Source organism: Paenibacillus sp., assembly GCF_031177825.1.
Lineage (GTDB): Bacteria > Bacillota > Bacilli > Paenibacillales > YIM-B00363 > Paenibacillus_AE.
The window spans coordinates 331,665-355,153 of record NZ_JAPSKE010000001.1 but is presented as its reverse complement, the minus strand read 5'-3'; the positions used below and the strand labels follow the sequence as shown (position 1 = coordinate 355,153).

Below are 23,489 nucleotides of genomic sequence, written 5' to 3'. Positions count from 1 at the left end.
CCATGAAACGGAGAACAATGGCTGATTTTCGTCGAATATGATGAAATACAATGTGTGCAAACGATTTACCATCTGGGCTATAATCAGAACAGCAAACCGGCATAAAGCGTTTACATATTTCCTTCGACACACCGTGAAAACGATTGAACAGTCGTTTCGGGGCCTTCGAAGGAAAGTTATAGTGAACAACCGTTTGCATAACCACATCTTTCAAAGAAAGCGGGTCGACAAGCGCAATGAACAAAATGAAGAAACCTTGGTTAGTCATGGCTTCGTCTCTAGTGTTGGCATTGGCGGTTTCGGCGTGCGGCGGCGGCAATGCCGGCACGACGGAGGAAGCCCCGGCGGACGAAACCCCGGCGGCGGAGACGCCGGCCGAGCAGCCGGCGGATACGGGCGAACTGAAGCCCGAAGAAGGCGCGAAGCTTCTCGTATGGGAGTCTGCGGACCAGAAGTCGTTCATCGAAGAAGTCGCGAAAGCGTTCAAAGAAAAATACGGCGTTGACGTCGAGTGGGCGGACGTAGGTCCGGATAAATCGATGGGGCAAATGATTACGGACGGTCCGGCGGGTCTCGGCGCGGACGTATTCGCAGCCGTACACGACCGCACGGGCTCTGGAGCGGCGGCGGGCATCATCATGCCGAACGACGTGTTCGAAGCGGAAACGAAAGAAATCATGTCCGAAACGGCGATCGGCGCCGTTACGCACGAAGGCGTGCTTTACGGCTATCCGTACTCCGTCGAAACGACGGCGGTCTACTACAACAAAGATTTGATTCCCGAAGTTCCGGCCGATTGGAACGGCGTCGTCGAATTCGCGAAGACGTTCAATAACCCGGCGGAAAATAAATACGCGTACATGTGGCCTGCAGGCAACGGCTACTGGAGCTTCGGCTTCTTCGGCGGCTACGGCGCCTACGTATTCGGCGCCGGCGGCACCGACCCGAACGACATCGGCATGAACAGCGAAGCGGCGGTGGAAGCGGGTAAGTTCTTCCAGACGCTCAATCAAATTCTTCCGTTCAAGACAGGCGACATTACGGACGACGTGCGGAAGAGCTTATTCGAGCAGGGCTCGCTCGCCATGAACGTCAGCGGTCCTTGGGATAAGGAATCGTTCAAGGGTCTCGTGCCGAACCTCGGCGTAACGACGTACCCGACGCTTCCGAACGGCGAACCGATGAAGCCGTTCTCCGGCGTTAAAGCCTACTATGTCAACGCAAATTCGAAATTCCCGGTCGCGGCTCGTCTGTTCGCGCAGATGGCGTCCTCGCCTGAATTCCAAAAGAAGAACTACCAGATGACCGGCGTTCTCCCGGCGGCGAAGGCGCTCGCGGAAGATCCGGACATCCAAGCGGATCCGTTCACGGCTACGTTCTTGAAGCAGTTCGAAAATTCCGTGCCGATGCCGGCGATTCCGGAAATGGCGAACTATTGGGTTCCGATGGAATCCGCGCTCGCATCGATCTGGAACGACAACGCGGATCCGAAAGCGGCGCTCGACAGCATGGTGCAGCAAATGAAAGATTTAGCGGCGACCGCCCAATAAGCATGAACCGAAATCACCCGCCGGGTTGGCCGGCGGGTGATTTCCAATCGTATGACATGAAGGGGTTGAAACGTTATGAAGCAGCGCAGCGCGCCGAGCGCCGATCCGGCATCCGGCGGCAAGTCGTCGTTCGCGAGAACGGCCGCCACGCTTTCGCTATTCGTCATGGGATTAGGACAATGGTATAACAAGCAGTATATTAAAGGTTTGTTTTTCTTCCTTATTTATATCGTAGGTTTGATGTACACGTTCGTCATGTTCCCTCGGAATATTCGCGGTTTGATTACGCTTGGAGATAAAGCGGCCGGCTTCGGCAAGAACGCGCAGGGGCTCACCGTATTGCTGCCGGGGGATCATTCGATCTTCCTGATGATCTACGGACTAGTCGCCTTGATTACATTCTTGATTTTCCTGTTTATTTGGTATTTGAACGTTCGCGACGCGCACCGCAACGGCTTGCTTCGCAACGAGAGGAAGTCCGTGCCGGGGTTCGCGCAGTCGATTCGCGGCTTGCAGGAGAAGAGCTTCCCTTACTTGCTGCTCACGCTGCCGGGACTCGGCGTATTGTTCTTTACGATTCTCCCGATCATCTTCATGATCCTAATCGCTTTCACGAACTATTCCGCGCCGAATCACATCCCGCAGAAAAATCTCGTGGATTGGGTCGGCTTCGGCACCTTCTCGAATTTGCTCGTATACTCCCAATGGGCGTATACGTTCTGGAACGTTCTGGCATGGACGATCGTATGGGCGATCGTGGCGACGGTCACTTGCTACTTCGGCGGCATCTTCGTCGCGATGCTCATACAACAGAAGGGCATTCGGTTGAAGGGGATGTGGCGCACGATCTTCATTATCCCGTATGCCATTCCGCAGTTCATCTCCTTGCTCATTATGAAAAACTTGTTCAACTCCCAGCTCGGACCGATCAATCAATACTTCCGGCTGTTGGGCCTTGAAGGGCTGCCATGGCTCATTCATCCGTTCTGGGCGAAGGTGACGATCGTGGCCGTCAATATGTGGATCGGCGTGCCCGTGTCGATGGTGCTCGTGCTCGGCATTCTGACCGCGATTCCGAAGGATTTGTACGAAGCGGCCGAGGTGGACGGCGCATCCGCGTTCCAGAAATTCCGGAACATTACGATGCCGTACGTACTCTTCGCGACGGCGCCGCTGCTCATTATGCAATTCGCCGGCAACATCAACAACTTTAACGTCATCTACTTGCTCACGAAGGGCGACCCAAAGACCGGGGAGTACGCCTTCGCCGGGACGACCGACTTGCTCGTCACGTGGCTATATAAGCTGACGCTCGACAACCAAATTTACAACATCGCGTCGGCGGTCGGCATTCTGATCTTTATCTTTATCGCATCCTTCTCGATCTATAATTTCCGCCGTACGCGGTCGTTCAAAGAGGAGGATATTCTGCAATGAATTCATCGAAAAACGGCGTAAAATTGTTCTTCAGTTACTTGTTGCTGATTCTCATCGCGATTTGCGTATTGTATCCGACGGTGTGGATCATTATGTCTTCCTTTAAAGTAGGCAACTCGTTGTTCAGTCAGACGCTCATCCCGAAGCAGCTGACCCTCGAGCACTATGCCGACTTGTTCCGGGAGCAGAAGGACCGGGACTTCCGATTCGTGCAATGGTACTGGAACACGATCAAGGTCGCGACGATCTCGATGGTGCTGGGGACGCTCGTCCAGTTATTGACGGCGTACGCAATATCCCGATACCGGTTCTATGGACGGAAGTCGCTAATGACGACGATTCTGATTCTCGGCATGTTCCCGGGCTTCATGTCCATGATCGCGACGTATATTATCTTGATGCAGCTCAACCTGCTCGGGACGCACGGGGCGCTCATCCTCGTGTATACGGCCGGGGCGGCGCTCGGCATGTTCGTGGCGAAGGGGTATTTCGACACGCTGCCGAAGGCGCTCGAGGAATCGGCGCGCATCGACGGGGCGGGACACTTGAAAATTTTCTTCAGCATCTTCCTGCCGTTGTCGCGGCCGATCATGACGTACGTAGCGCTTACCACGTTTGCCGGCGCATGGGTCGACTTCATCTTCGCTCGTTTGATCTTGAGCAAAGCGCGGGACCAATGGACGCTGGCCGTCGGTCTCGTGGAGATGGTCGATACGTACACGTCTACCGAATTCACGCTGTTCGCGGCCGGTTCGGTGTTGGCGGCGATTCCGGTAACGGTGCTGTTCATGGCGCTGCAGAAGCTGTTGGTCGAAGGACTTACGGCGGGGGCGACGAAGGGATGAAACTTTGGAAAACGATCGGGGCGGCGGCGCTTGCCGCCGCCCTTCTTGCCGGCTGCGCGGGCGGAGGATCCGGCGCCGATGCCGAACCCCCTTCGCGCGTCTACTACGAGATCTTCGTTCGATCGTTCTACGATACGAACGGCGACGGCGTAGGCGATCTGAACGGCGTGACGGAGAAGCTCGACTATCTCGAAACGCTCGGGGCGGAGGGCATCTGGCTCATGCCGATCAACGCGTCGCCGAGTTATCACGGCTACGACGTAACGGATTACTACGCGGTGAACCCCGACTACGGTACGCTCGACGATATGAAGCGGCTGCTGAGCGAAGCGGGGAAGCGCGATATCAAGGTGCTGATGGATCTCGTCGTGAACCATACGAGCGTACAGCATCCGTGGTTCCTGGCGTCCGCTCAGGGTTCCGAGTCGGAGAAGCGCGACTGGTACGTGTGGGCCGATCCCGAGACGAACGCGAACGATCTGAGCGCGACCGGCTCCGGGAAAGCATGGCATGCGAACGACGGCGGTCATTATTTGGGCGTCTTCTGGGACGGCATGCCGGACCTCAACTTCGACAACCCGGCCGTTCGCGAGGAGATGAAGAAGATCGGCTCGTATTGGCTCGAGCTGGGGGTCGACGGCTTTCGGCTCGACGCCGCGAAGCATATTTACGAGAACGTGCAGGCCGACGCGAACCATTCGGAGAAGGCGGAAGCGAACGTCGCTTGGTGGCAGGAGTTCCGGGCGGCCATGGAGGAGACGAATCCCGACGTGACGCTGATCGGGGAAGTGTGGGACGCTCCCGCGGTCGTAGCGCCGTACTTCGACGGCGCGATGAGTTCGGCATTCAATTTCGAGTTGGCGAGCCAGCTGCTCTCGATGACGGGCACGGGCTCGTCGGCGAACGTCGCTTCCCGATTAGAGCGAATTTATGGGCTCTACGAAGAAGCATCGGGCGGCGCGTTCACCGATTCGATCTTCCTGGCGAACCATGACCAGAACCGCGTCATGACGGTTCTGAACGGCGACGAGGGGAAAGCGCGCGCCGCGGCGGCGCTGTTGCTGACGCTGCCGGGAAACCCGTTCCTCTATTACGGCGAAGAGATCGGGATGCGGGGCGCGAAGCCGGACGAGTACATCCGAGAACCGATTCCGTGGACGGTAGACCGAACGGCGCCGGGGAACGCGTCTTGGATGATCCCGAAGCATAACGGCGGCGAAGCCGCTTCCGTAGAAGAAGCGATGGCGGACGACGCGTCGCTCTTCCATCATTACCGGAGGCTGATCGAATATCGGAAGAAGGACGCCGCGCTCCGAGGCGGGGCGCTCCGGTCGCTGAAGGTCGGGGGCGGCTTGGAGTCGTTCCTTCGAGAGACGGAGGACGGAGACGCCTCGCTCGTCCTTCACAACGTGACCGCGAACGAGTTGTCGGTCGATCTGGCCGAGACGGAAGAAGCGAAACCGTTCGATTCGCTCGCATTCGCCACGTCGGCGGACGCCTCGCTCGAGGGCGCCGTCGCGAAGCTGCCGCCGTACAGCGTTATGATCCTAAAGAAATAGTGGAAAAAGAAGGATGCCGGTCCTAAGCCGGCATCTTTTGGTTTTATATGACAAAATTCATGACGGAAATGACTTGAAAACAGAATGGCAGCGGCTATACTTGTATTTATGCTGCAATACATCTAATTACTTACAATTCACTAGATAATAGGATAGGAAGGAAGCGAATCCATGCCGAAGGTCATTAAGAACGTAATTGCCATTCCCGGAATCCTCGTCTTTATTCTCGTCTTGGCGATGATGCCCGTGATGCTGCAGGAAAGCGGCGGAACGGGCGTCGACGCGCTGCGGATCGTCTGGTCGAACGGATTGCATCAGCTTAGGGAGTATGCGGCGGGCTTCGCGACGGGCGATTCGTTCCGATTTTATACGGGCAAGAACGAATTCTCGTTCTGGAGCGAAATCGGCGGGTATTTTTCCGTTTCTTTCCTATACATTGCCGGCGGGGCGGTCGCCGGTACGACGCTCGGCATCCTCATCGGACTCGCGTTCGCGTATTCGCGAAGCGAGTGGTGGAAGCGAATGATCGAGATCACGGGCGTTTTGCCGGATTTCGTCATTATTATTTTGCTTCAATTCACCATTGTTCAAATCGCGAAGGAAACCGGCGTCGTCGTCTTTCGGGTCGCGAACTTCTCGACCGACCAGCCTCCGGCCGTCATGCTGCCGCTCACTTCCATGATCATCATCCCTACGTTATATATGATTCGAAACGTCGCGCTGCAGACTCGGTTAACGTTAACGGAGGACTATATCGGGAACGCCAAAGCGAGAGGGCTCGGCAAGGTGTATATTACGTTTTTCCATGCGCTTCCGAACGTGCTTCCTTTCATCAAGGCGGATCTGCATAAGTTTATGGGCATTATGGTCGGAAATCTTTTTATCGTCGAATATTTCTACAATTTAAGAGGCGTCACGAAGCTTCTGTTCGCCGACGGGTTTCTAGGCTACTACGGGTATCAATACGACCTCGTCGTGAACGGCTTGATCACGTTGCTCGTCATGTACGGACTATTGTACTTACTTCTGCGGTTATACATATTCGGATGGGAGAAGGGGGTCGCGCGATGAATAAATCGCTGTTGTTCGGATTGATCGTAACCGCCGTCATGTTGGCCGCGGCGGCGTTCGGCCCCCAGTTCGCTCCGCACGGTCTTGAGGATCAAGTCGAAATTCACTTCTTCATTAACGACAAGGGAGAGGGCGACATGATCGCGCCGCCCGTGGCGCCGAGCAAGGACTACCTGTTCGGGACCGATCGGAACGGGTACGATATTTTGACGAAGCTGCTTCACGGCGCCAAATATACCGTATTTCTGGCGATCGGCATCGCTTTGGCCCGCGTGCTGATCGGCGGCATCGCCGGCATGTTCCTCGGATACTACGGGAACGCCTCCGCTTCGGGCAAGCGAAAGTCGATACCTTATTGGAACGTCCTGAACGGCATTCCGGTTTTTTTGATGATTTGGTTCATCGTATACGGCATCTCGTATAATCCGTCGGCATCCCCAACCTATTTGGCGGTTGTATTGGGCGTCATCTTCGTCGCGATCGGACTTCCCGCCGTCGTCGGACCGATACGGGACAAGGCCGTCGAGATCAAGGAACGTCAATTCGTCATGGCTTCGAAGTCGATCGGCGCGAACCACTGGACCATCATTCGATCCCATCTCTTCCCGCATCTCAAGGAAAGCTTCGTCGTGTTGTTCGTCAACGAGATCATTCTGATCTTGACGTTGTTCGGGCAGCTGGCGATCTTCAACATCTTCGTCGGGGGCACGATCATGACGTTCGATCCTGTCGAATACTTCACCCGGACGAACGAGTGGGCGGGGCTCATCGGCCAAGCGCGGAACGGAATTTACGTTCATCAATGGATTTTGTTTTTCCCGCTGGCCGTTTACGTGACGCTGATCGTCGGTTTTTACTTCGTATCGAAAGGCCTCGAGACGTTATATAAGGACAAATACAGCAAATTTTCGCATATATAGGCATTTTCTTGGGCTCCGCCGCTGCGGGGCCCTTTCAGTTTTCTTACTTGCGAATCGTTACCTTCGTCCCGACCGTAATATGGCGGTACAGCCATTCCACGTCTTTGTTTTGCATGCGGATGCAGCCGGAGGAGACGCTCTGGCCGATCGACCACGGACGGTTCGTGCCGTGGATGCCGTACCGATATCCGCCCGTATTCGGGACGGCGAGGCCGAGCCAACGGGTGCCGAACGGATTCCGCTTGTCTCCGCCCGGAATGTTCGATTTCAAATACCACGGGTTCTTGATCTTATTCGCGATGGCGAAATCGCCTTCCGGCGTAAGGTTCCCCTTGCCCGTAGCCACGGGGAATTTCCTCACCGGGGTTTCGTTCACATAGACGATTAGCGTATGCCGGGATTTGTCGATGACGAGCGACAATTCGTCTTCGTTCGGTTCCGCGCCGGCGAGGCTCGCTTCGGCTGGAGGGCCGGCGAATCCGATCGCGAGAAATGCGACGAGGAGCAGAAGCAGGGCGGCGCGACGGCGGTATGGAGCGGAAATGGCGAGTCATCCTTTCTGGCGTTCCGAAAAGTCACCGTAACTCGCATTATTTTCCCACGAACTTCGATTTTTATATGCTGCTCCGCGGGTCATACTAATCCCGAAACGAACGGAGGTGTGTCCGATGGCGCGCAGAAACAACCGCAATCGTCTGCTGGTGCCCGATTCCCGCGCGGGAATGGCGGCGTTCCGAACCGAGGTGCTTCGGCGGGAAGGGTATGCGGTCGATCCGTCCCGCCCGAATGACGCAAAGTACGAAGTGGCGCAATCGATCGGCGTTCCGCTGGAACGCGGCTATAACGGGGGGCTGGACACCGAGGCGGCCGGGAAAGTCGGCGGCGCCATCGGCGGCCTCATGGTGCGCGAGCTGGTGAAGCTGGCGCAGCAGCAGTTAGCCGAGCAACGGCGATAACGGGAGGAGCGAACAGGCGATGAAGAGAAATCCGTACCGGAAGCAACCGAGCAGAAGTTATAACGAGCTGCACAACATGGCCGAATTCGCGGAGGAGCATACGACGCTTCGACCTTCGAAGGCGAAGGCGTTCCCTCCGAGTTTGAACCAGATCCCCAAGAAAATTACGGAATAAAGAAGAAGCAATCGGCGCGCGTCCGTTAGCCTCGGCGTCGATTGCTTCTTCTTATGATTTACAGAGGATGACGGCGGATAGGGGCGGAATGCGAAGGAGCCCGTCGGCAAAGTCCGCTGCGGCGAACGGTACGTCGGAAGCTCGGCTGCCGTCGCACAGCGACAGCCAACGGCCGCCTTCCGGCAGCCGCAGAGACGCTGGGAACGTAAGGGCGTTGAACGCCGCGGCGTACATGCGGAATCCCCGATCGTCCGCCGGCCCCTGCAGCGTATAGGCGATGACGCCGGCCGGCGAGTCGACGATGCGCAGCGCGGAGCGGATCGCTTCCGCCGTCGGCAGCCGGAACGCCCCATGCGAACGCCGCAACGCCAGCAATCCTCTTACATAACCGATATGCTCGCGATGGCAGGTCGCGCGCTTCCAGTCGAGCCGATTGACTTCGTCGGGCGAGCGATAGCTATTATGCTCCCCACGTTTCGTACGGAGCCATTCCTGCCCGGCATGGAGCAGCGGAATGCCTTGCGACGTGAGCAGCAGCGCCGCGGCCAGACGCTGCATGGCGGCGCGCGTCGCATCGTCGTCGCCGCCGTTCGAGAGGGCGAGCCGATCCCACAGCGTATGGTTGTCGTGCACCTCGACATAGTTGATCGTCTGTTCGGGCTCGGCCGCGTGTCCGGAGATGCCACGGCCGTAGTCGATCCCTCCGACGACGCCGGTCCAGACGTCGTGCGCCCTGGCGCCCTCGCCGCCGACGAAGCCGCGCTCCGCCGCATCGAAGACGCCGCCCCGAACGCCGTCGCGGAACCGGTCGTGGAAGAAGCCGACGCGGGGAAGCAGGCGCGCGTTCGGAAGCGCCGCTTTTCGTTCCTCCGGCAGCGGCGTGTCGAGCACCCAGCCTTCCCCGTACAATAGGATCGTCTCGTCGACGTCGTCCAACCGTTCGCGGACGAGGCGAATCGTCTCGACATCGTGAATGCCCATCAGGTCGAATCGAAACCCGTCGACTCGATATTCCCTCGCCCAGTAAGAAATCGCGTCGACGATCAGCTTGCGCATCATCGCGCGCTCGGAGGCGGTGTCGTTGCCGACGCCGGTGCCGTTCGCCGCCCGGCCGCCCGCCTCGGTTCGGAAATAGTAACCGGGGACCAGCTTCTCCAAGGCGGAGCGGGCGGCGGAGAAGGCATGGTTGAAGACGACGTCGAGCGTCACCCGGAGTCCGCGGCCGTGAAGCGCTTGAATCAGCGTCTTCAGCTCCCGTACGCGAGCGGCGGGATCCTGCGGGTCCGTCGCATAGGAGCCTTCCGGCGAGAACCAAAACGCGGGGTCGTACCCCCAGTTATACAGCCGCTCCCGATCCGTCTCGTCGACCGAGACGAAATCGTTCACCGGCAGCAACTGAATATGGGTGACGCCGAGCTCCGACAGGTAGTCGACCCCGGTCGGCAGGCCGTCTTGCGTCCGGGTGCCCTCCTCCGCCAAGCCCAAGAACGTACCGGGTCGCGAGGCGCCGCTGTCCGGGTGCATCGTCGCGTCGCGTACGTGCAGCTCGTATAGGACGGCGTCGGTCGCGGCGGACAGGGGGGGACGAACGTGCGCCGCCCAGCCGTCCGGCGCCGCGCGCGCCGGATCGATGACCGCGCCCCGGCGGCCGTTCGCCGACAAGGAGCGGGCGTACGGGTCGACCGCTTCGCGCCATTCCCCGTCGATCAACACCTTATATGTATAGAAGAGACCATGCCGATCCCCCGGCAGACGATGCATCCACGTCCCTTGACGCGAAGGCGTCATCGTTCTCTCCTCCGCCGCGTCGTTCGAACCGCCGGAATAGAGCGCAAGCGTCGCTTTCTCGGCCGTCGGGGCCCATAAGCGGAACGTCGTTTCGTCCGGGGCGTACGTCGCGCCGAGATCGTCGCCGTCGTATGCATATTGACGCTCGAACTCGGGATCGTCGAACCTCCCGCGGAGCGTGACGTTCGCCTCGGGCAGTTCTCCGAAGCGGACGACGTATCGCTCCAGGACGGACAGCGCCGCGGCCGTCTCGATCCGGTATGCGCGCGGACCGACGGCGACCGTCTCGACGACGGGGACGACCGCTCCGTCCGCCGTCGTCAGCGTCGGTTCGGGTCGCCGGTCGCCGCTCGGACGCCGGTTGATCGTCGCGCGAATCGTGCGCGGCGACGTCATCGTCGCTTCGACGACGCGGGGCCGTCTGCGCCGCCACGCCAGTTCGGCGTCCGTATATAACCGTTCGTCGCCTTCGACGACCCATACCTCCGCCGCGTCCCTCTCGTCCAGCTCCTCGACGTACCGGTCGTGTCCGACTTCCCGCTCGGCCCAGTCGTCGCCGCCGGCGGATCGGCGCAGCAGGAAGCCGATGCGGGTGACGCCGGCCATATCGTGCAAGTCGACGACGCACCTCGCCCCGAACGCGTCGCGCTCCCCGAACGGGAAGGCGCGGCCCTCCGCGCCGTCCGGCCAAGCCCAGACGTTCCATTGCTCGTAATTTTCATCGAAGCGGTAATAATGCACGATCACTCTCGCTCGTTCCGTTTGCATGAACATGATGTCGACTTCGCCTCTTTTCTGGATGTCCGTCCGCCCGGGTCGTCCTACCTCGCTGATACTCATTGTAAGCGAATCGAAACGGCATTACACTCGCGATTTTTCGATTTCGAGACGAGTATGTTATCGTTAAGGTAAGCCGTACTAATCATTCTATGGAACAAGCGAAGGAGAGATGAAATTGCGGATTACGTTTTTAGGGCATGCCTGCTTCTTGGTCGAAGCGGACGGCAAGCGCGTGGTTATCGACCCTTTCCTGACGGGGAACCCGACGGCGCCGATCAAGCCGGAAGAGCTGAACGTCGACGGCATCGTGCTGACGCACGGTCATGGCGACCATACGTCGGACGCCGTCGCCGTAGCGAAGGCGAACGACTGCCCGATCGTCGCGGTCGTGGAGCTGGCGACCCTGCTTGCGCGGAAGGGGGCCGAGACCGTCGGTATGAACACCGGCGGAACCTACGAGTGGAACGGGATTCGCGTGAAGATGACGCAGGCGTTCCACAGCTCTTCCTACGAGGATGAAGACGGATTGCATTACGCGGGGCAACCCGTAGGCGTCCTGCTGACGATGGGCGGGAAGACGATGTACCATACCGGGGATACGGCGCTGTTTTCCGACCTGAAGCTGATCGGGGAGCGGCATCGCATCGACGTGACGGCGCTGCCGATCGGCGGACACTTCACCATGGATCCCGTCGACGCGCTGGATGCGGCGACGTGGATCGGCGCGAAGCACGTCATCCCGATGCATTACGATACGTTCCCCCCGATTCGGCAGGACGGCGCGTCGTTCGTTCGACGTCTCGAGGAGCGAGGTTTGATCGGACACGCCCTGAAGCCGGGAGATACGTTAGAGGTGTAAGAGCAGAGAAGGATCGAGGGGCGGTTGGACAAGGATGGGGGAGAAACTGGGACTGGTGCTGGAAGGCGGAGGCATGCGCGGGGTGTATACCGGCGGCGTCCTCGAACGATTCATGGAAGACGATTTGTATTTTCCTTACGTGATCGGCGTCTCGGCCGGAGCGTGCAACGCCGTCTCGTACTTGTCGAGGCAGCGGGGCCGCAACCGGCGCGTCACGATCGATTACGTCGGGCACCCGGAATACTTAAGCATTCGCAACTGGATTCGTAAAGGAAGCATGTTCGGCATGGATTTCATCTTCGATCGCATCCCGAACGAAATCGATCTGCTCGATTACGAGACGTTATTCAAGATTCCAGAGACGTTCGTCGCCGGGACGACCGACCCGGAGACGGGGGAGGCGTCGTATTACGCGAACGACGTCTGGGCGCGGGACAAGCAGAGCTTCATGGCGGTGCTGCGCGCCTCCAGCAGCCTGCCGTTCTTCTCGCCGCCGGTGAACGTCGGCGGCAAGCCGATGTACGACGGCGGCGTCGCCGATCCGATTCCCGTGCGGAAGGCGCTCGAAGACGGCTGCGACCGCGTCGTCGTCGTGCTGACGAAGGATGCGACGTATCGGATCAAACCGTTCAAGCGGAAGCGGCTGGCGGGGTGGATTTATCGAAAATACCCGAAGCTCGTCGAGGCGATGGTCCGGAGGGAGCGCGTCTACAACGATACGATGGCGCTCGTGCGGCAGTTGGAGGCGGAGGGGCGCGCGTTCGTCGTTCAACCTTCGAAGGCGCTGCCGGTAGGCCGGATGGAGAAGGACCAGTCGCTGCTCGGTTCGCTGTACGAGTTGGGCGAAGCGGACGCCGAAGCGGCGCGCGAGAAGCTGCGCTCGTGGATCGCAGCGGGGGCGCCGGCGCGGTAGTGCGGATGCCCTCGAGTGTTTTCGAAGGCCACGATTGATTTCGTGGTCTTTTTCTTTTGCTGACCCGTGAATCGAGGCACTCCTCCTCAATTTTTAGGGGCACGTTGCCCCAATAATGGGAGGAAACCGTCCCCAATTGTACTCGCAACACAGGTCTCGGCTCGGCAGGCAGCATTGAATCGGGGCGATGCTCCTCAATTTTTGAGGCATGCCGACCCAATATTTGAGGAACTCCTCCCCAATTGCGGCCACATCACAAGTCTTGTTTGCAGCGTTACATCATGGCTTGAAAATGAAAAAGGAGCTCTCCGTTGGAGACGGAGAGCTCCTTTTTGCGTCCCGATCAACGCGCGCGAATTTCTTGGCGCATGAAGCCGAGATAGGAGATGCCGAAGCAGATCAAGGTGCCCGCGACGAGCGCCGTCATTTGCGGCCAGACGAGAAGCAGGCTCTGGCCGAGCGGCAGCGGCGCCGGAATGGCGCCGACCGCTTGCTCCATCGTCAGGAAGCCGCTGATCGTGCGCATCTCCGGCACGAGCAGCGTGCTGGTCGCCTCTTGGAACAGCGCGTTCGGGCTGGCGCGCAGCAGCCACTGCGTCCAGGTCGCCGCTTCGTATTCGGTCGGCGGCGAAAGCGCGCCGACGACGACGTTCACGAGAATCGGGTAGAACAGGACGAAGAAAATCCATAACCCGAGCCCCGACAACGCCGACGTCGCGGCGCTGCGCATCCGGACGGAGAACAGGATCGACAGGTTGAGCCAGAAGGCGACGTAGACGACGGACGCGAGCAGGAACAGGAACATGCGCGCGAATTGCTCCGGCGTCGGCGGAATGCCGGTCATCAGGATGCCGAGCGCCATGACGAGGAATCCCATCGCGACGAACAGCGTGCCGACGATGGCGAGCGCCGCGACGAACTTCGCGTTGATGATATAGTCGCGCGGCACCGGCTGCGCCAGCGTCCGGCTCAGCGTGCCGCGGCCGCGCTCGTTCTGGATCGCGTCGAACCCCATGCCGATGCCGAGCAGCGGGCCGAGGAAGCCGACGAACGTAATGAACGACGGGATCGTTCCGTCGGTCGCGGTGAACAGCCGCAAGAACAGAAACTGCTTCACCGTATCGTCCAACTCCGCGTTGCGGTCGAGTCCGTTCAGCACCGCGTAGATGGAGGCGATGCAGGTAAGGCCGACGATCAAGAGCAGGATGTTCGTGCGCCAGCTGCGGATATGATCCGACAGCTCCTTGCGCACCATCGCGGAGAACGGGTGGTACGTCCGGTCCCGTTCGGGGGCGGCGAGCCGCGCGCGCAGCGCGGCCGGCCAAGAAGCGAGCGGCGTCTTCACGCCGAACCCCTCCCTTCGAAATACCGGTGATAGATTTCGTCCAAGCCGAACGTCTTGCGCTTTAGCTCATGCAGCTTCGCGCCTCGTCCGACAACGAGGTTCGCTACGTCCGCGGCCACGTCTCGCTCCGCGTCGATGACGAAGCCGCCGTCGCTCGGTTCGGCGCGGATGACGCCGTCGATGGCCCGGACGGCTTCCAGCATCGCGTCGTCCGCCGGTTCGACCGTCGACTCGATGCGAATCGATTCTTCGCCGAACAACTCGCGGGACAGCTCGGGGATGCCGCCGAGTCCGACGAGCTTGCCCTTGACGAACAGGCCGACGCGATCGCAGATCGACTGCACCTGATGCAGGTGGTGAGAAGAGAGCAGCACCGTCATTTGCCGTTCGCGCGACAGCGCCTTAATGAGGTCGAGCAGCTGCCTCATCCCCTCCGGGTCAAGGCCGAGCGTCGGCTCGTCGAGGATCATGACCTCGGGCTCCTTCATGAGCACGTCGGCGAGCCCGAGCCGCTGCCGCATCCCGCGCGAGTAGGCGCCCACCGGCTTGTCGCGCGCATCCGTTAGGCCGACGCGCGTCAGCCATTTCTCGGCCCGCTCGCGAGCCTCGAACTCCGACAGCCGGTTCAGCCTTGCGGTGTACATTAAATTTTCGAAACCGGTCCGGTCTTCGTAAAATCCGACGTCGTCGGGAAGATACCCGACCTTGCGCTTCACTTCGATCGATTGGCGTACCGAATCGAGGCCGCAGACGCTGACCTTGCCGTCCGTCGGCTCCGAGAGGCCGAGCAGCATCAAGATCGTCGTCGACTTGCCCGCGCCGTTCGGGCCGAGCAATCCGAAGATTTCGCCCGGGTAAATCGACAGGTTCAAGTCGTCGACCGCTTTCTGTTCGCCGTATTGCTTCGTGACGTGGTACAGGCGGATGATCGGTTCCTTCGCCGTCATCGCTTATCGCCTCCCGTACGTACGGAACAGATAGCCGAGCCCCCCGAGGACGACGACGATGATCAGAATGCCGAACCAGCCCCATACGACGGACGTCTTGACGCTGACGCGGAACTGCGCGTCGGAAGACGCTTCCGGAGCGGAAGCCGTAACGCTAAGCGCATAGTCGCCCGCGAGCGCGGCGCCTGCGGCATTCAGCGTCGCGACGACGGTCCGCGATTCTCCCGGCGGAATGGCGTCGATCGTCGCAGGCTCGAATTCGACCGTCCAATCGATCGGCGTGCTGGAGGACAGGTTGACGTCCGTCAGCTCGACGGAGCCGGTGTTTTTCACGAGAAGCTCCAGCTTCTTGTCGCCTCCCGCCGTAACGTCCGTGCTGAGCAGTCCCGAAGGCGTCGTAAGTTCGATGTCGTATCGCCCGATAATCGCGGTTTGCAGCTCGAGCGTAGCCGACGTCGCACTCGTCTCCGCGACGATCGGAATCGTGTACGTGCCGGCTTCGACCTGCTGCGGCGGCGTGACCTTCACCGACACCGTCTCGGTCGCGCCCGCTTCGACGTCGACGGAGGAGACGCGTTCGCCGGAGACGGTGAACGACACTTCCCAGCCGGCGCCAGGCGTCTCCGCGCGGAGCGCGTACATTTGATTTTCCGCGGTGCGGTTTCGAAGCGAAGCGCTATAGGTGAAGGACGCGTCGGCATGGCCTTCGATGTTCGGCTGCTCCGTCGTGAGCTCTGTCTCGTAGATGCCTTGTTCCGTCACTTCGACGGCGAGAGGGAGCGTGTTGCCGTTGCCGGCCGACAGCGTGAACCGATAGACGCCGCGTTCCACCTGCAGCGGGACGTCGATGTCGAGCGTCGCCGTCGACGAGGCGTCCGGCTTCACCGCGATTTCGCGGGCGTTCTTGCCGCCGCTCGTCAACTCGTACGTCCAGCCGTCCGGGAGGCCCGTAACGGACAGCGTCGCCTTCTGCACGACGTCCGTCTCGTTGATCAGCTCGACGCTGTGGGTGACCGATTCGCCCGGCGTCACCGCGATGAACGGCTGGGCGGCGTAGACGGTCAATTCGCCCGCCGCTCCGGCGGTTCCGGCCGGCAGCAGCGAGCCGACGAGCAGTAAGCCCGTCAACATCCATTTTCTCTTTGTTTTCCTCATCTTTCGAAAACCCTCCTTGGCGCGTTGTGGAAAATTTCCGATTACGATAGTAGGGGAGAAAGCTGAAACGAAGATGAAAGAAAACTTAAAAAAAAGTAAAATGTGACCGTTTTGTGACCCGGAGATCTGTGGTATGGTGGTAAATGAAGGGGTGCTTTCGGCGGATTTCTCATTTTTGGACGAGAAATGGACTGGCGCATCTTTGGAAACGCTTATATAATGCTTATAAAACGCTTACTTTACCAACCGTCGGATCGAGAGGAGTGCAACGCCATGCAAGAGATGCATACGCACGAAATTATTCCAAGCGCAGGCAAGCCATCGAACTTATCTTCTTACGAACAAACTTACGCTACTTTCCGGTGGGAGGACATCCATGCCGAGTTTTCCTGGCACGCCACAGGAAAGGTGAATATGGGGTACGAAGCGATCGACAAGCACACGACGACGCATCGCCGGGATAAGACGGCGCTCATCTACGCGGACGACGGCGGCGCTCAGACGTTCACGTTCGAGGAGATGCGCAAGTTCTCGAACCGGTTCGGCAACGCGTTCCGCTCGCTCGGCGTGCAGAAGGGCGACCGCATCTTCTTCTTCATGCCGCGGACGCCGGAAATTTACGCGGGCGTCATCGGCGCGCTGAAAATCGGCGCGATCGTCGGACCGCTGTTCGAAGCGTTCATGGAAGGCGCGGTGGAAGACCGCCTCGCCGACGCGGAAGCTTCCGTCATCGTGACGACGAACGCGCTGAAGTCGCGCATTCCGAAGGAGCGTCTGCCGCATCTGAAGCATATCGTGTTGATCGACGGCGAGGGCGAGCTCGAAGACCGCGAGGCGAGCTACAAGGCGTTGATCGACGCGGCTTCCGAAGAGCTGGACATCGAATGGGTCGACCTCGAGCATCCGATGATTTTGCACTACACGTCCGGATCGACGGGTAAGCCTAAGGGCGTGCTGCACGTGCACGGCGCGATGCTGCAGCAGTATATCACGGGCCACTGGGTGCTGGACCTGCGGGAAGACGACGTCTACTGGTGTACGGCCGATCCGGGCTGGGTAACGGGCACGTCGTACGGCATCTTCGCGCCGTGGCTGAACGGGGCGACGAACCTGATCCGCGGCGGACGGTATTCGGCGGACCGCTGGTATTCGACGATTCAGGATTATAAGGTTACGGTGTGGTACAGCGCGCCGACCGCCTTCCGGATGCTGATGTCCGCGGGAGACGACGACGCGGAGCGATATGATCTGACCAGTCTTCGTCACGTCTTGTCCGTCGGCGAGCCGCTGAATCCGGAAGTGATCCGCTGGGGCATGAAGGTGTACAAACAGCGGATTCACGATACGTGGTGGATGACGGAGACCGGGGCGCACATGATCGTAAACACGCCGTGCATGGATATCCGCCCGGGCTCGATGGGGAAGCCCATTCCGGGTACGAAGGCGGCGATCATCGACGACGAAGGCAACGAAGTGCCGCCGTACACCCTCGGCAACCTGGCGCTGCAAGTCGGTTGGCCGTCGATGATGCGTCGCATCTGGAACAACCCGGCGAAGTACGAGGAGTACTTCAAGCTGAAGGGCTGGTACGTCTCCGGCGATTCGGCATACATGGACGAGGACGGATACTTCTGGTTCCAAGGCCGCGTCGACGACGTCATCAATACGTCCGGCGAGCGGGTCGGACCGTTCGAGGTCGAGAGCAAGCTCGTCGAACATCCGGCGGTCGCGGAGGCGGGCGTCATCGGCAAGCCGGATCCGCTGCGCGGCTCGATCATTAAAGCGTTCGTCTCCCTCCGGGAGGATTACGTCGAAACGCCGGAGCTCCTCGAAGAGCTCAAGCAGCACGTGAAGACGGGGCTCGCCGCGCACGCGGCGCCGCGGGAGATCGAAGTGATCGACAAGCTGCCGAAGACGCGTTCGGGCAAGATCATGCGCCGGGTATTGAAGGCGAAGGAGCTGGGCTTGCCGCTCGGCGACCTTTCCACGATCGACGACTAATGGTATCGTTATAGCAGGGCGGAGCGGGCTGAAGAGCCCGTTCCTTTTTTTGTAGAGGAGGCTTCTGGCGAGATGGACAACGGAACCGAGTTGAAAAAGGTGAAAGAATGGATCGCGGACAGCGAACGCATCGTCTTCTTCGGCGGCGCCGGGACGTCGACCGAAAGCGGCATTCCCGACTTCCGGTCCGCGGCGGGCTTATACAACGAGGCGCAAGGGAAAGGCGTGCCGCCGGAGGTCATGCTGTCGCATACGTACTTCATGGAGCATACGGAGTCGTTCTTCGAGTTTTACAAGAGCCGGATGATATATAAAGATGCGGCTCCGAACGCGGCGCATCGCGCGTTGGCGGCGCTCGAGCGGGGCGGAAAGCTGAAGGCGGTCGTCACGCAAAACATCGACGGGCTTCATCAAGCGGCGGGAAGCCGGACGGTGTTCGAGCTGCACGGGTCCGTTCGCCGGAACCGGTGTATAGATTGCGGCGCGTTCTACGATCTTGAGAGCATGCTGGCGCTCGACGGCGTCGTCCCACGGTGTTCGGCGTGCGCCGGCGTCGTGAAACCGGACGTCGTACTGTACGAGGAGCCGCTCGATCAAGCGACATGGGCGGGGGCGCTCGAGGCGATTCGCGGGGCGGATCTGCTGATCGTCGGAGGAACGTCGTTGACCGTATATCCGGCGGCGGGACTCGTCGATGAATTCCGCGGGGCGCGTCTCGTTCTGATCAACCGCGACGAGACGGGGTACGACCGCCGGGCCGGAGCGATCTTCCGCGAATCGATCGGCGAGACGCTGCGGGAATTGACGTCCGCGACATGAGACGGTTGTGGAGGGAACCTTTTCCATGTATGATGACTCCATAAACCGACGGGAAGAGGTGGAAGCTCGATGAATCGGTATAACCCCGAACGCGTTCGTAAGATGCGCAGCACGATCCGCGCCCAGATCGTCGAGGCGATTTTGGACGACTTCGACGAAGGGCTGATGGAGCTGACGACGGAAGCCCGCGCCGCGAAATACAAGAAGATGGCGGAGAGCGCCTTCCGCTTTTACCGCGGAAGCGCGTATTTGTTTTATTTCGACGTGGCGCACGTGCCGTTCCCGTACCATACGCCGACGGATAAGCCGACTTGGATACAGGGAGACTTGCATTTCGAAAATTTCGGCGCGTTCCGAAGCGGCGGCGGCGAGATCGTTTACGACATTAATGATTTCGATGAAGGCTATCTAGGCTCTTATTTGTACGATCTGCTTCGGATGAGCGTCAGCATTAAGCTTGTTTGCGAGTCGCTCCAGTTCGACGAGGAACAGACGGACGAGGCGATCCATACGTATCTGAAGTCCTATAACAAGCAGATTCGCCGGTTCGCTGCGCGGAAGGACGATATGCAGTCGATGCTGTTCACGGCGGAGCATACGTCGGGTCCGATCCGCAAGCTGCTGAAGAAGCAGGAAAGCCGTTCATCCGCCGCGTTCCTCGAAGAGGTGACGGAACGAACGTCGGCGCTGCGGAAGTTCAGCCGCACCGCGGAGCTCGTGCCCGCCGAAGCGGAGGAGCGCAATGAATTAGAAAATTCATGGCGTGAATATTTAACAACTTTAAATGAATCGACGCGGGCTGCCGACGAGATGTTTTATGCCATTAAAGATGTGGCGGTCAAACACGGCTCGGGCACGGCATCGATCGGCCTCGACCGGTATTACGTGCTTATCGAGGGCCATCGGGATACAGAAGGAACCGACGACATCGTACTCGAAGCGAAGGAGGTACGGGCGCCGGTACCTGCGTACTTCCTGCCGTACAGCGAGCCGTTCTGGGAGCGCTACGCGCATCACGGTCGCCGCGTCGCCGCCACGCAGCGGGCGATGCAGCACGCGGCCGATCCGTTCTTGGGGTGGTTTACGATCGCCGATCGGCACTTCTACGTCCGCGAGCGATCTCCGTTCAAGAAGCGGCTGAAGCTCGAGAAAATCCGTACGCACGACGATCTATTGACGACGCTGAAGCTGATGGGACGCATCACGGCGAAAATTCATTCCCGCGCCGACAACGAGTTGCGGGATCGCGAGGGCATCCTCGATTACCATGCGGAGGCGGAAATCGCCGAAGCGATGGGGCCGGATCCGGACAAGTTCGCGGATACGCTGTCGCTATGGGCGATGAATTACGCCGCGCAAGTACACGAGGATTACGGAATTTTCCAACAGCTCGTCCAGCGCCGATTCGACGAGCGGCGGCTTGATAAATCGGAGCTCGTATGAAATTATGGTTTCACAGGCGGCTCGGCCGGCGAGCCGGGTCCCCGCTCAATTCATAGACAGAAGGTGTCATGCCGCAGTGGACGCTCCCCTTATCCGAATCGAAGATATTCTCATCGCCCATTCCCGGGTGAAGGAACAGATCGTAGAAACCCCGTTGCAGCGCAACGCGGTGCTGTCGCAGCGGTACGGCTGCAACGTCTATTTGAAACGCGAAGATTTGCAAATCGTGCGCTCCTTCAAAATTCGCGGAGCCTATAACTTTATTCGAAGCTTGCCGGAGGACGTCGCGCGCCGCGGCGTCGTCTGCGCCAGCGCGGGCAACCATGCGCAGGGCGTCGCCTATTCCTGCAGCGCTCTCGGCATTCCCGGCGCGATCTTCATGCCGGCGACGACGCCGAAGCAGAAGGTGTCGCAGGTCGAGCGATTCGGCGGGAAGCAGGTCGCGATCCGGCTCGTCGGCGATACGTTCGACGATGCCCTGGCGGAGGCGGTCCGCTACGGCGAGGAGCGCGACATGACGTTCGTGCATCCGTTCGACCATCCGGCGATCATCGCCGGACAAGGCACGGTAGGCGCGGAGATCGTCGGCGCCTCGCAGGAGCCGATCGACTACGTGTTCGTCGGCGTCGGCGGCGGCGGTCTCGCGGCCGGCGTCGCGTCGTACGTGAAGAAGCTGAGCCCGGGGACGCGCCTCATCGGCGTCGAGGCGACGGGCGCGCCGACGATGCGGACCGCGCTCGACCGCGGCGAGATCGTCTCGCTCGAGGAGATCGACCGATTCGTCGACGGCGCCGCGGTGAAGCGGGCGGGCGAGCTGACGTACGCGATTTGCCGGGAGCTGCTTGACGACATGATCGTCGTGCCCGAGGGCAAGGTATGTACGACGATGCTGGAGCTGTACAACGAGAATGCGATCGTCGTCGAGCCCGCGGGCGCGCTGCCGGTCGCAGCGTTGGACGCGTACCGCGACGCTCTGAAGGGCAAGACGGTCGTCTGCGTCATCAGCGGCGGAAACAATGACATCGACCGCATGCAAGAGGTTAAAGAGCGGTCGCTGTTGTACGAAGGGTTGAAGCACTACTTCGTCATTAACTTCCCGCAGCGCGCCGGGGCTTTGCGAGAATTTCTGGATGGCGTCCTCGGGCCGGACGACGATATCGCCCGCTTCGAGTATACGAAGAAGAGCAGCAAGGAGAACGGCCCGGCACTCGTCGGCATCGAGCTGAAGTCGCCGAGCGACTACGAGCCGCTCGTGTCCCGAATGCGGGAGAAGGGGATCTCCTTTCTAACGTTGAAGGATCACCCGGATTTATTTCAGTTATTGGTGTGAACCTTTTCCGCTTTCCGTACGTCTATATTTTTGGAAAAGATAGGCGGACTACGGAGGGGAAACGAATTGACTTTTGGAAGGTTCACTTGGAAAATCGGGACGGCGATCGCGCTGATCCTGACGTTAGGGGCGGCGCTGGCCGCATGTTCGTTCGGAGGCGCGCCGGACGATCCGGAAGAAGAGAGCGCAACGATTAAAGTGATGTATTGGGACGAGCGAGCGTTCTATCAACAGTTCGGGAACCTGTTCATGATGCAGCACCCGAATATCGAGCTCGAGGTCGTCTCGACGCAAGGGATGTACAGTCCCGATACGAACCCGATCGACGCGATGCGTAAGCTGATCGAAGAAGAGCAGCCGGACGTCCTGCTCATTAACGAATATTTCTTCGATCCGTTGTTCCAAGACGGTATGCTGTACGAGCTCGAGACGTTGGTCGCTCAAGACGAAGGCTGGATCGAGGGGATGCTGCCGGCGGCGTTGGACAAGCTTCGGACCCTCGGGAACGGGAAGCTGTACGGTCTTGCGCCGAGCTTCTCCAGCAAAGCGATTTTCTACAACAAGGCGATGTTCGAAAGTTACGGCATCGCTCCGCCGACCGACGGCATGACTTGGGACGAGTTGATCGCGAAAGCGGAGCTATTCCCGACAGACGGCGAAGCGGACGAGCGGGTGTACGGCTTGGACGCGTTCGGCGGCGCCGGCGTCGGCGCATTTCTGCAGCTGGGCCGGGAGCAGGGGCTGCAGTATCTCGACTTGAACGCGAAGAAGGTCACGCTCGACACCGACGCCTGGAGACGCGTCGCGGAGACGGCCCTGCGTCTGACCTCCTCGGAAGCGATGTACGCGCCGGAACCGTTCAACCCGCAAATGGGCCAAACGTACGAGGATCACTTGCGCATGGATTTGTTTTTGACCGGACGGCTCGCGATGAAGCTTAGTTATTCGTATTATTTGCAAGAGTTGGCCGAAGGCATGAATCGGTTGGAGGAAGCTGCCGAGCTCGATTGGGACGTCGTGACGGAACCGATCAACCCGGATGCGCCGAACGAGACGTCGTCGTTCCAATTCAACGACATCTTCGCGATTCATGCCCGCTCGACGAACGTAGACGCGGCATGGGCGTTCGTCAAGTTCGTTCATTCCGACGAGTTTACGAAAGCGACGTCCCGGTTCCCGGTCGTGAGCGGACTGCCGATCCGGACGGAATATATCCGGAACGACGAGGGCAAACGCCTTGAAGCGTTCTATGCGTTATCGCCGAGCTCGGAGAGGCAGACGATTCCGGGGGTCGAAAAGATTCCTTCGGGGTTCGACGCGGCGTTCTACCCGTTGATGGAGAAGCATTGGACGGCGCTGACGAAAGAAGAAACGACGATCGACGAGGCACTCGCGTTCATGGAGACGGAAGGGCAAGCGGCGTTGGATGCAGCGTTCGCTAACGAAGAAGAAGGAACCGAATGACTGGAGGCCGGGGCGCGCAACGCGCTCCGGTCTTTTTTTTCTATGGCTGACCATGGAAAAGAGGATTTTCGTAATATTCCTCAGAGCGACTTGCCCAAAATTGCGAGGAGTAGCGCCCCAATATGTTGGCTG

General features: G+C 59.7%; 20 protein-coding genes. 15 read left to right on the top strand and 5 right to left on the bottom strand.

Annotated elements, in window-relative coordinates; genetic code table 11:
- Positions 1-245 precede the first annotated feature (245 nt).
- The 6 genes from RIN49_RS01580 to RIN49_RS01555 all read left to right on the top strand — a co-directional run bounded on the left by RIN49_RS01580 (position 246) and on the right by RIN49_RS01555 (position 7,382).
- Entirely contained in the window at positions 246-1,550 is a 1,305-nt protein-coding gene (locus RIN49_RS01580; RefSeq protein ID WP_309118403.1) for a sugar ABC transporter substrate-binding protein, read from the top strand.
- A gap of 75 nt (positions 1,551-1,625) precedes the next feature.
- A complete protein-coding gene (locus tag RIN49_RS01575; protein WP_309118402.1) occupies positions 1,626-2,987 on the top strand; it encodes a carbohydrate ABC transporter permease in 1,362 nt (453 codons plus the stop codon).
- On the top strand, positions 2,984-3,832 hold the full coding sequence (locus RIN49_RS01570; RefSeq protein ID WP_309118401.1) for a sugar ABC transporter permease: 849 nt from the start codon (positions 2,984-2,986) through the stop codon (positions 3,830-3,832). Before RIN49_RS01575 ends, RIN49_RS01570 begins: the two co-directional genes overlap by 4 nt.
- Positions 3,829-5,391 (top strand): alpha-amylase family glycosyl hydrolase, encoded by a 1,563-nt coding sequence (locus RIN49_RS01565; RefSeq protein ID WP_309118400.1) that lies wholly within the window; start codon positions 3,829-3,831, stop codon positions 5,389-5,391. The genes RIN49_RS01570 and RIN49_RS01565 overlap by 4 nt, the downstream gene beginning before the upstream one ends.
- Positions 5,392-5,562: 171 nt before the next feature.
- The gene (locus RIN49_RS01560; protein ID WP_309118399.1) at positions 5,563-6,462 is read left to right on the top strand and encodes an ABC transporter permease subunit; all 900 of its coding nucleotides are present in this window, start codon (positions 5,563-5,565) and stop codon (positions 6,460-6,462) included.
- Positions 6,459-7,382 (top strand): ABC transporter permease, encoded by a 924-nt coding sequence (locus RIN49_RS01555; RefSeq protein WP_309118398.1) that lies wholly within the window; start codon positions 6,459-6,461, stop codon positions 7,380-7,382. The genes RIN49_RS01560 and RIN49_RS01555 overlap by 4 nt, the downstream gene beginning before the upstream one ends.
- A 43-nt stretch (positions 7,383-7,425) precedes the next feature.
- On the opposite strand, the gene RIN49_RS01550 is transcribed toward RIN49_RS01555, so the two are convergent.
- A complete protein-coding gene (locus RIN49_RS01550; protein ID WP_309118397.1) occupies positions 7,426-7,803 on the bottom strand; it encodes a L,D-transpeptidase in 378 nt (125 codons plus the stop codon).
- A 247-nt stretch (positions 7,804-8,050) separates the two neighbouring features.
- Here RIN49_RS01550 and RIN49_RS01545 point away from each other — a divergent pair, with 247 nt between their 5' ends.
- Positions 8,051-8,338 (top strand): alpha/beta-type small acid-soluble spore protein, encoded by a 288-nt coding sequence (locus RIN49_RS01545; RefSeq protein ID WP_309118396.1) that lies wholly within the window; start codon positions 8,051-8,053, stop codon positions 8,336-8,338.
- Positions 8,339-8,357: 19 nt separating this feature from the next.
- Positions 8,358-8,513 (top strand): hypothetical protein, encoded by a 156-nt coding sequence (locus tag RIN49_RS01540; protein WP_158299491.1) that lies wholly within the window; start codon positions 8,358-8,360, stop codon positions 8,511-8,513.
- Positions 8,514-8,564: 51 nt separating this feature from the next.
- Here the strand turns inward: RIN49_RS01540 and pulA are convergent, their stop codons facing one another.
- Positions 8,565-11,075: a type I pullulanase gene (pulA, locus tag RIN49_RS01535; protein WP_309118395.1), complete on the bottom strand. Its 2,511-nt coding sequence runs from the start codon at positions 11,073-11,075 to the stop codon at positions 8,565-8,567.
- A 181-nt stretch (positions 11,076-11,256) separates the two neighbouring features.
- Between pulA and RIN49_RS01530 the strand changes: the two genes are divergently transcribed.
- Complete coding sequence (locus tag RIN49_RS01530) at positions 11,257-11,940, top strand: metal-dependent hydrolase (protein WP_309118394.1); 684 nt, start codon at positions 11,257-11,259, stop codon at positions 11,938-11,940.
- A gap of 34 nt (positions 11,941-11,974) precedes the next feature.
- The gene (locus tag RIN49_RS01525) at positions 11,975-12,853 is read left to right on the top strand and encodes a patatin-like phospholipase family protein (protein ID WP_309118393.1); all 879 of its coding nucleotides are present in this window, start codon (positions 11,975-11,977) and stop codon (positions 12,851-12,853) included.
- Between the two features lie 343 nt (positions 12,854-13,196).
- Here the strand turns inward: RIN49_RS01525 and RIN49_RS01520 are convergent, their stop codons facing one another.
- Genes RIN49_RS01520 through RIN49_RS01510 form a run of 3 tightly spaced genes read right to left on the bottom strand, consistent with a single transcriptional unit; the run spans position 13,197 to position 16,300 of the window.
- The gene (locus RIN49_RS01520; RefSeq protein ID WP_309118392.1) at positions 13,197-14,198 is read right to left on the bottom strand and encodes an ABC transporter permease; all 1,002 of its coding nucleotides are present in this window, start codon (positions 14,196-14,198) and stop codon (positions 13,197-13,199) included.
- Positions 14,195-15,145 carry an ABC transporter ATP-binding protein gene (locus RIN49_RS01515; RefSeq protein ID WP_309118391.1) on the bottom strand — a complete coding sequence of 317 codons (951 nt, stop codon included), beginning with the start codon at positions 15,143-15,145 and terminating at the stop codon, positions 14,195-14,197. The genes RIN49_RS01520 and RIN49_RS01515 overlap by 4 nt, the downstream gene beginning before the upstream one ends.
- Before the next feature lie 3 nt (positions 15,146-15,148).
- Positions 15,149-16,300 (bottom strand): COG1470 family protein, encoded by a 1,152-nt coding sequence (locus RIN49_RS01510; RefSeq protein ID WP_309118390.1) that lies wholly within the window; start codon positions 16,298-16,300, stop codon positions 15,149-15,151.
- Between the two features lie 273 nt (positions 16,301-16,573).
- Here RIN49_RS01510 and acsA point away from each other — a divergent pair, with 273 nt between their 5' ends.
- The 5 genes from acsA to RIN49_RS01485 all read left to right on the top strand — a co-directional run bounded on the left by acsA (position 16,574) and on the right by RIN49_RS01485 (position 23,357).
- Positions 16,574-18,301 (top strand): acetate--CoA ligase, encoded by a 1,728-nt coding sequence (acsA, locus tag RIN49_RS01505; protein WP_309118389.1) that lies wholly within the window; start codon positions 16,574-16,576, stop codon positions 18,299-18,301.
- Positions 18,302-18,373: 72 nt separating this feature from the next.
- Positions 18,374-19,120 (top strand): NAD-dependent protein deacylase, encoded by a 747-nt coding sequence (locus RIN49_RS01500; RefSeq protein ID WP_309118388.1) that lies wholly within the window; start codon positions 18,374-18,376, stop codon positions 19,118-19,120.
- Between the two features lie 69 nt (positions 19,121-19,189).
- Positions 19,190-20,563: a DUF2252 domain-containing protein gene (locus tag RIN49_RS01495; RefSeq protein ID WP_309118387.1), complete on the top strand. Its 1,374-nt coding sequence runs from the start codon at positions 19,190-19,192 to the stop codon at positions 20,561-20,563.
- Between the two features lie 76 nt (positions 20,564-20,639).
- Positions 20,640-21,893 carry a threonine ammonia-lyase IlvA gene (gene ilvA, locus RIN49_RS01490; protein WP_309118386.1) on the top strand — a complete coding sequence of 418 codons (1,254 nt, stop codon included), beginning with the start codon at positions 20,640-20,642 and terminating at the stop codon, positions 21,891-21,893.
- 66 nt (positions 21,894-21,959) lie between these two features.
- Positions 21,960-23,357 carry an ABC transporter substrate-binding protein gene (locus RIN49_RS01485; protein ID WP_309118385.1) on the top strand — a complete coding sequence of 466 codons (1,398 nt, stop codon included), beginning with the start codon at positions 21,960-21,962 and terminating at the stop codon, positions 23,355-23,357.
- The last annotated feature ends 132 nt before the right edge of the window (positions 23,358-23,489 follow it).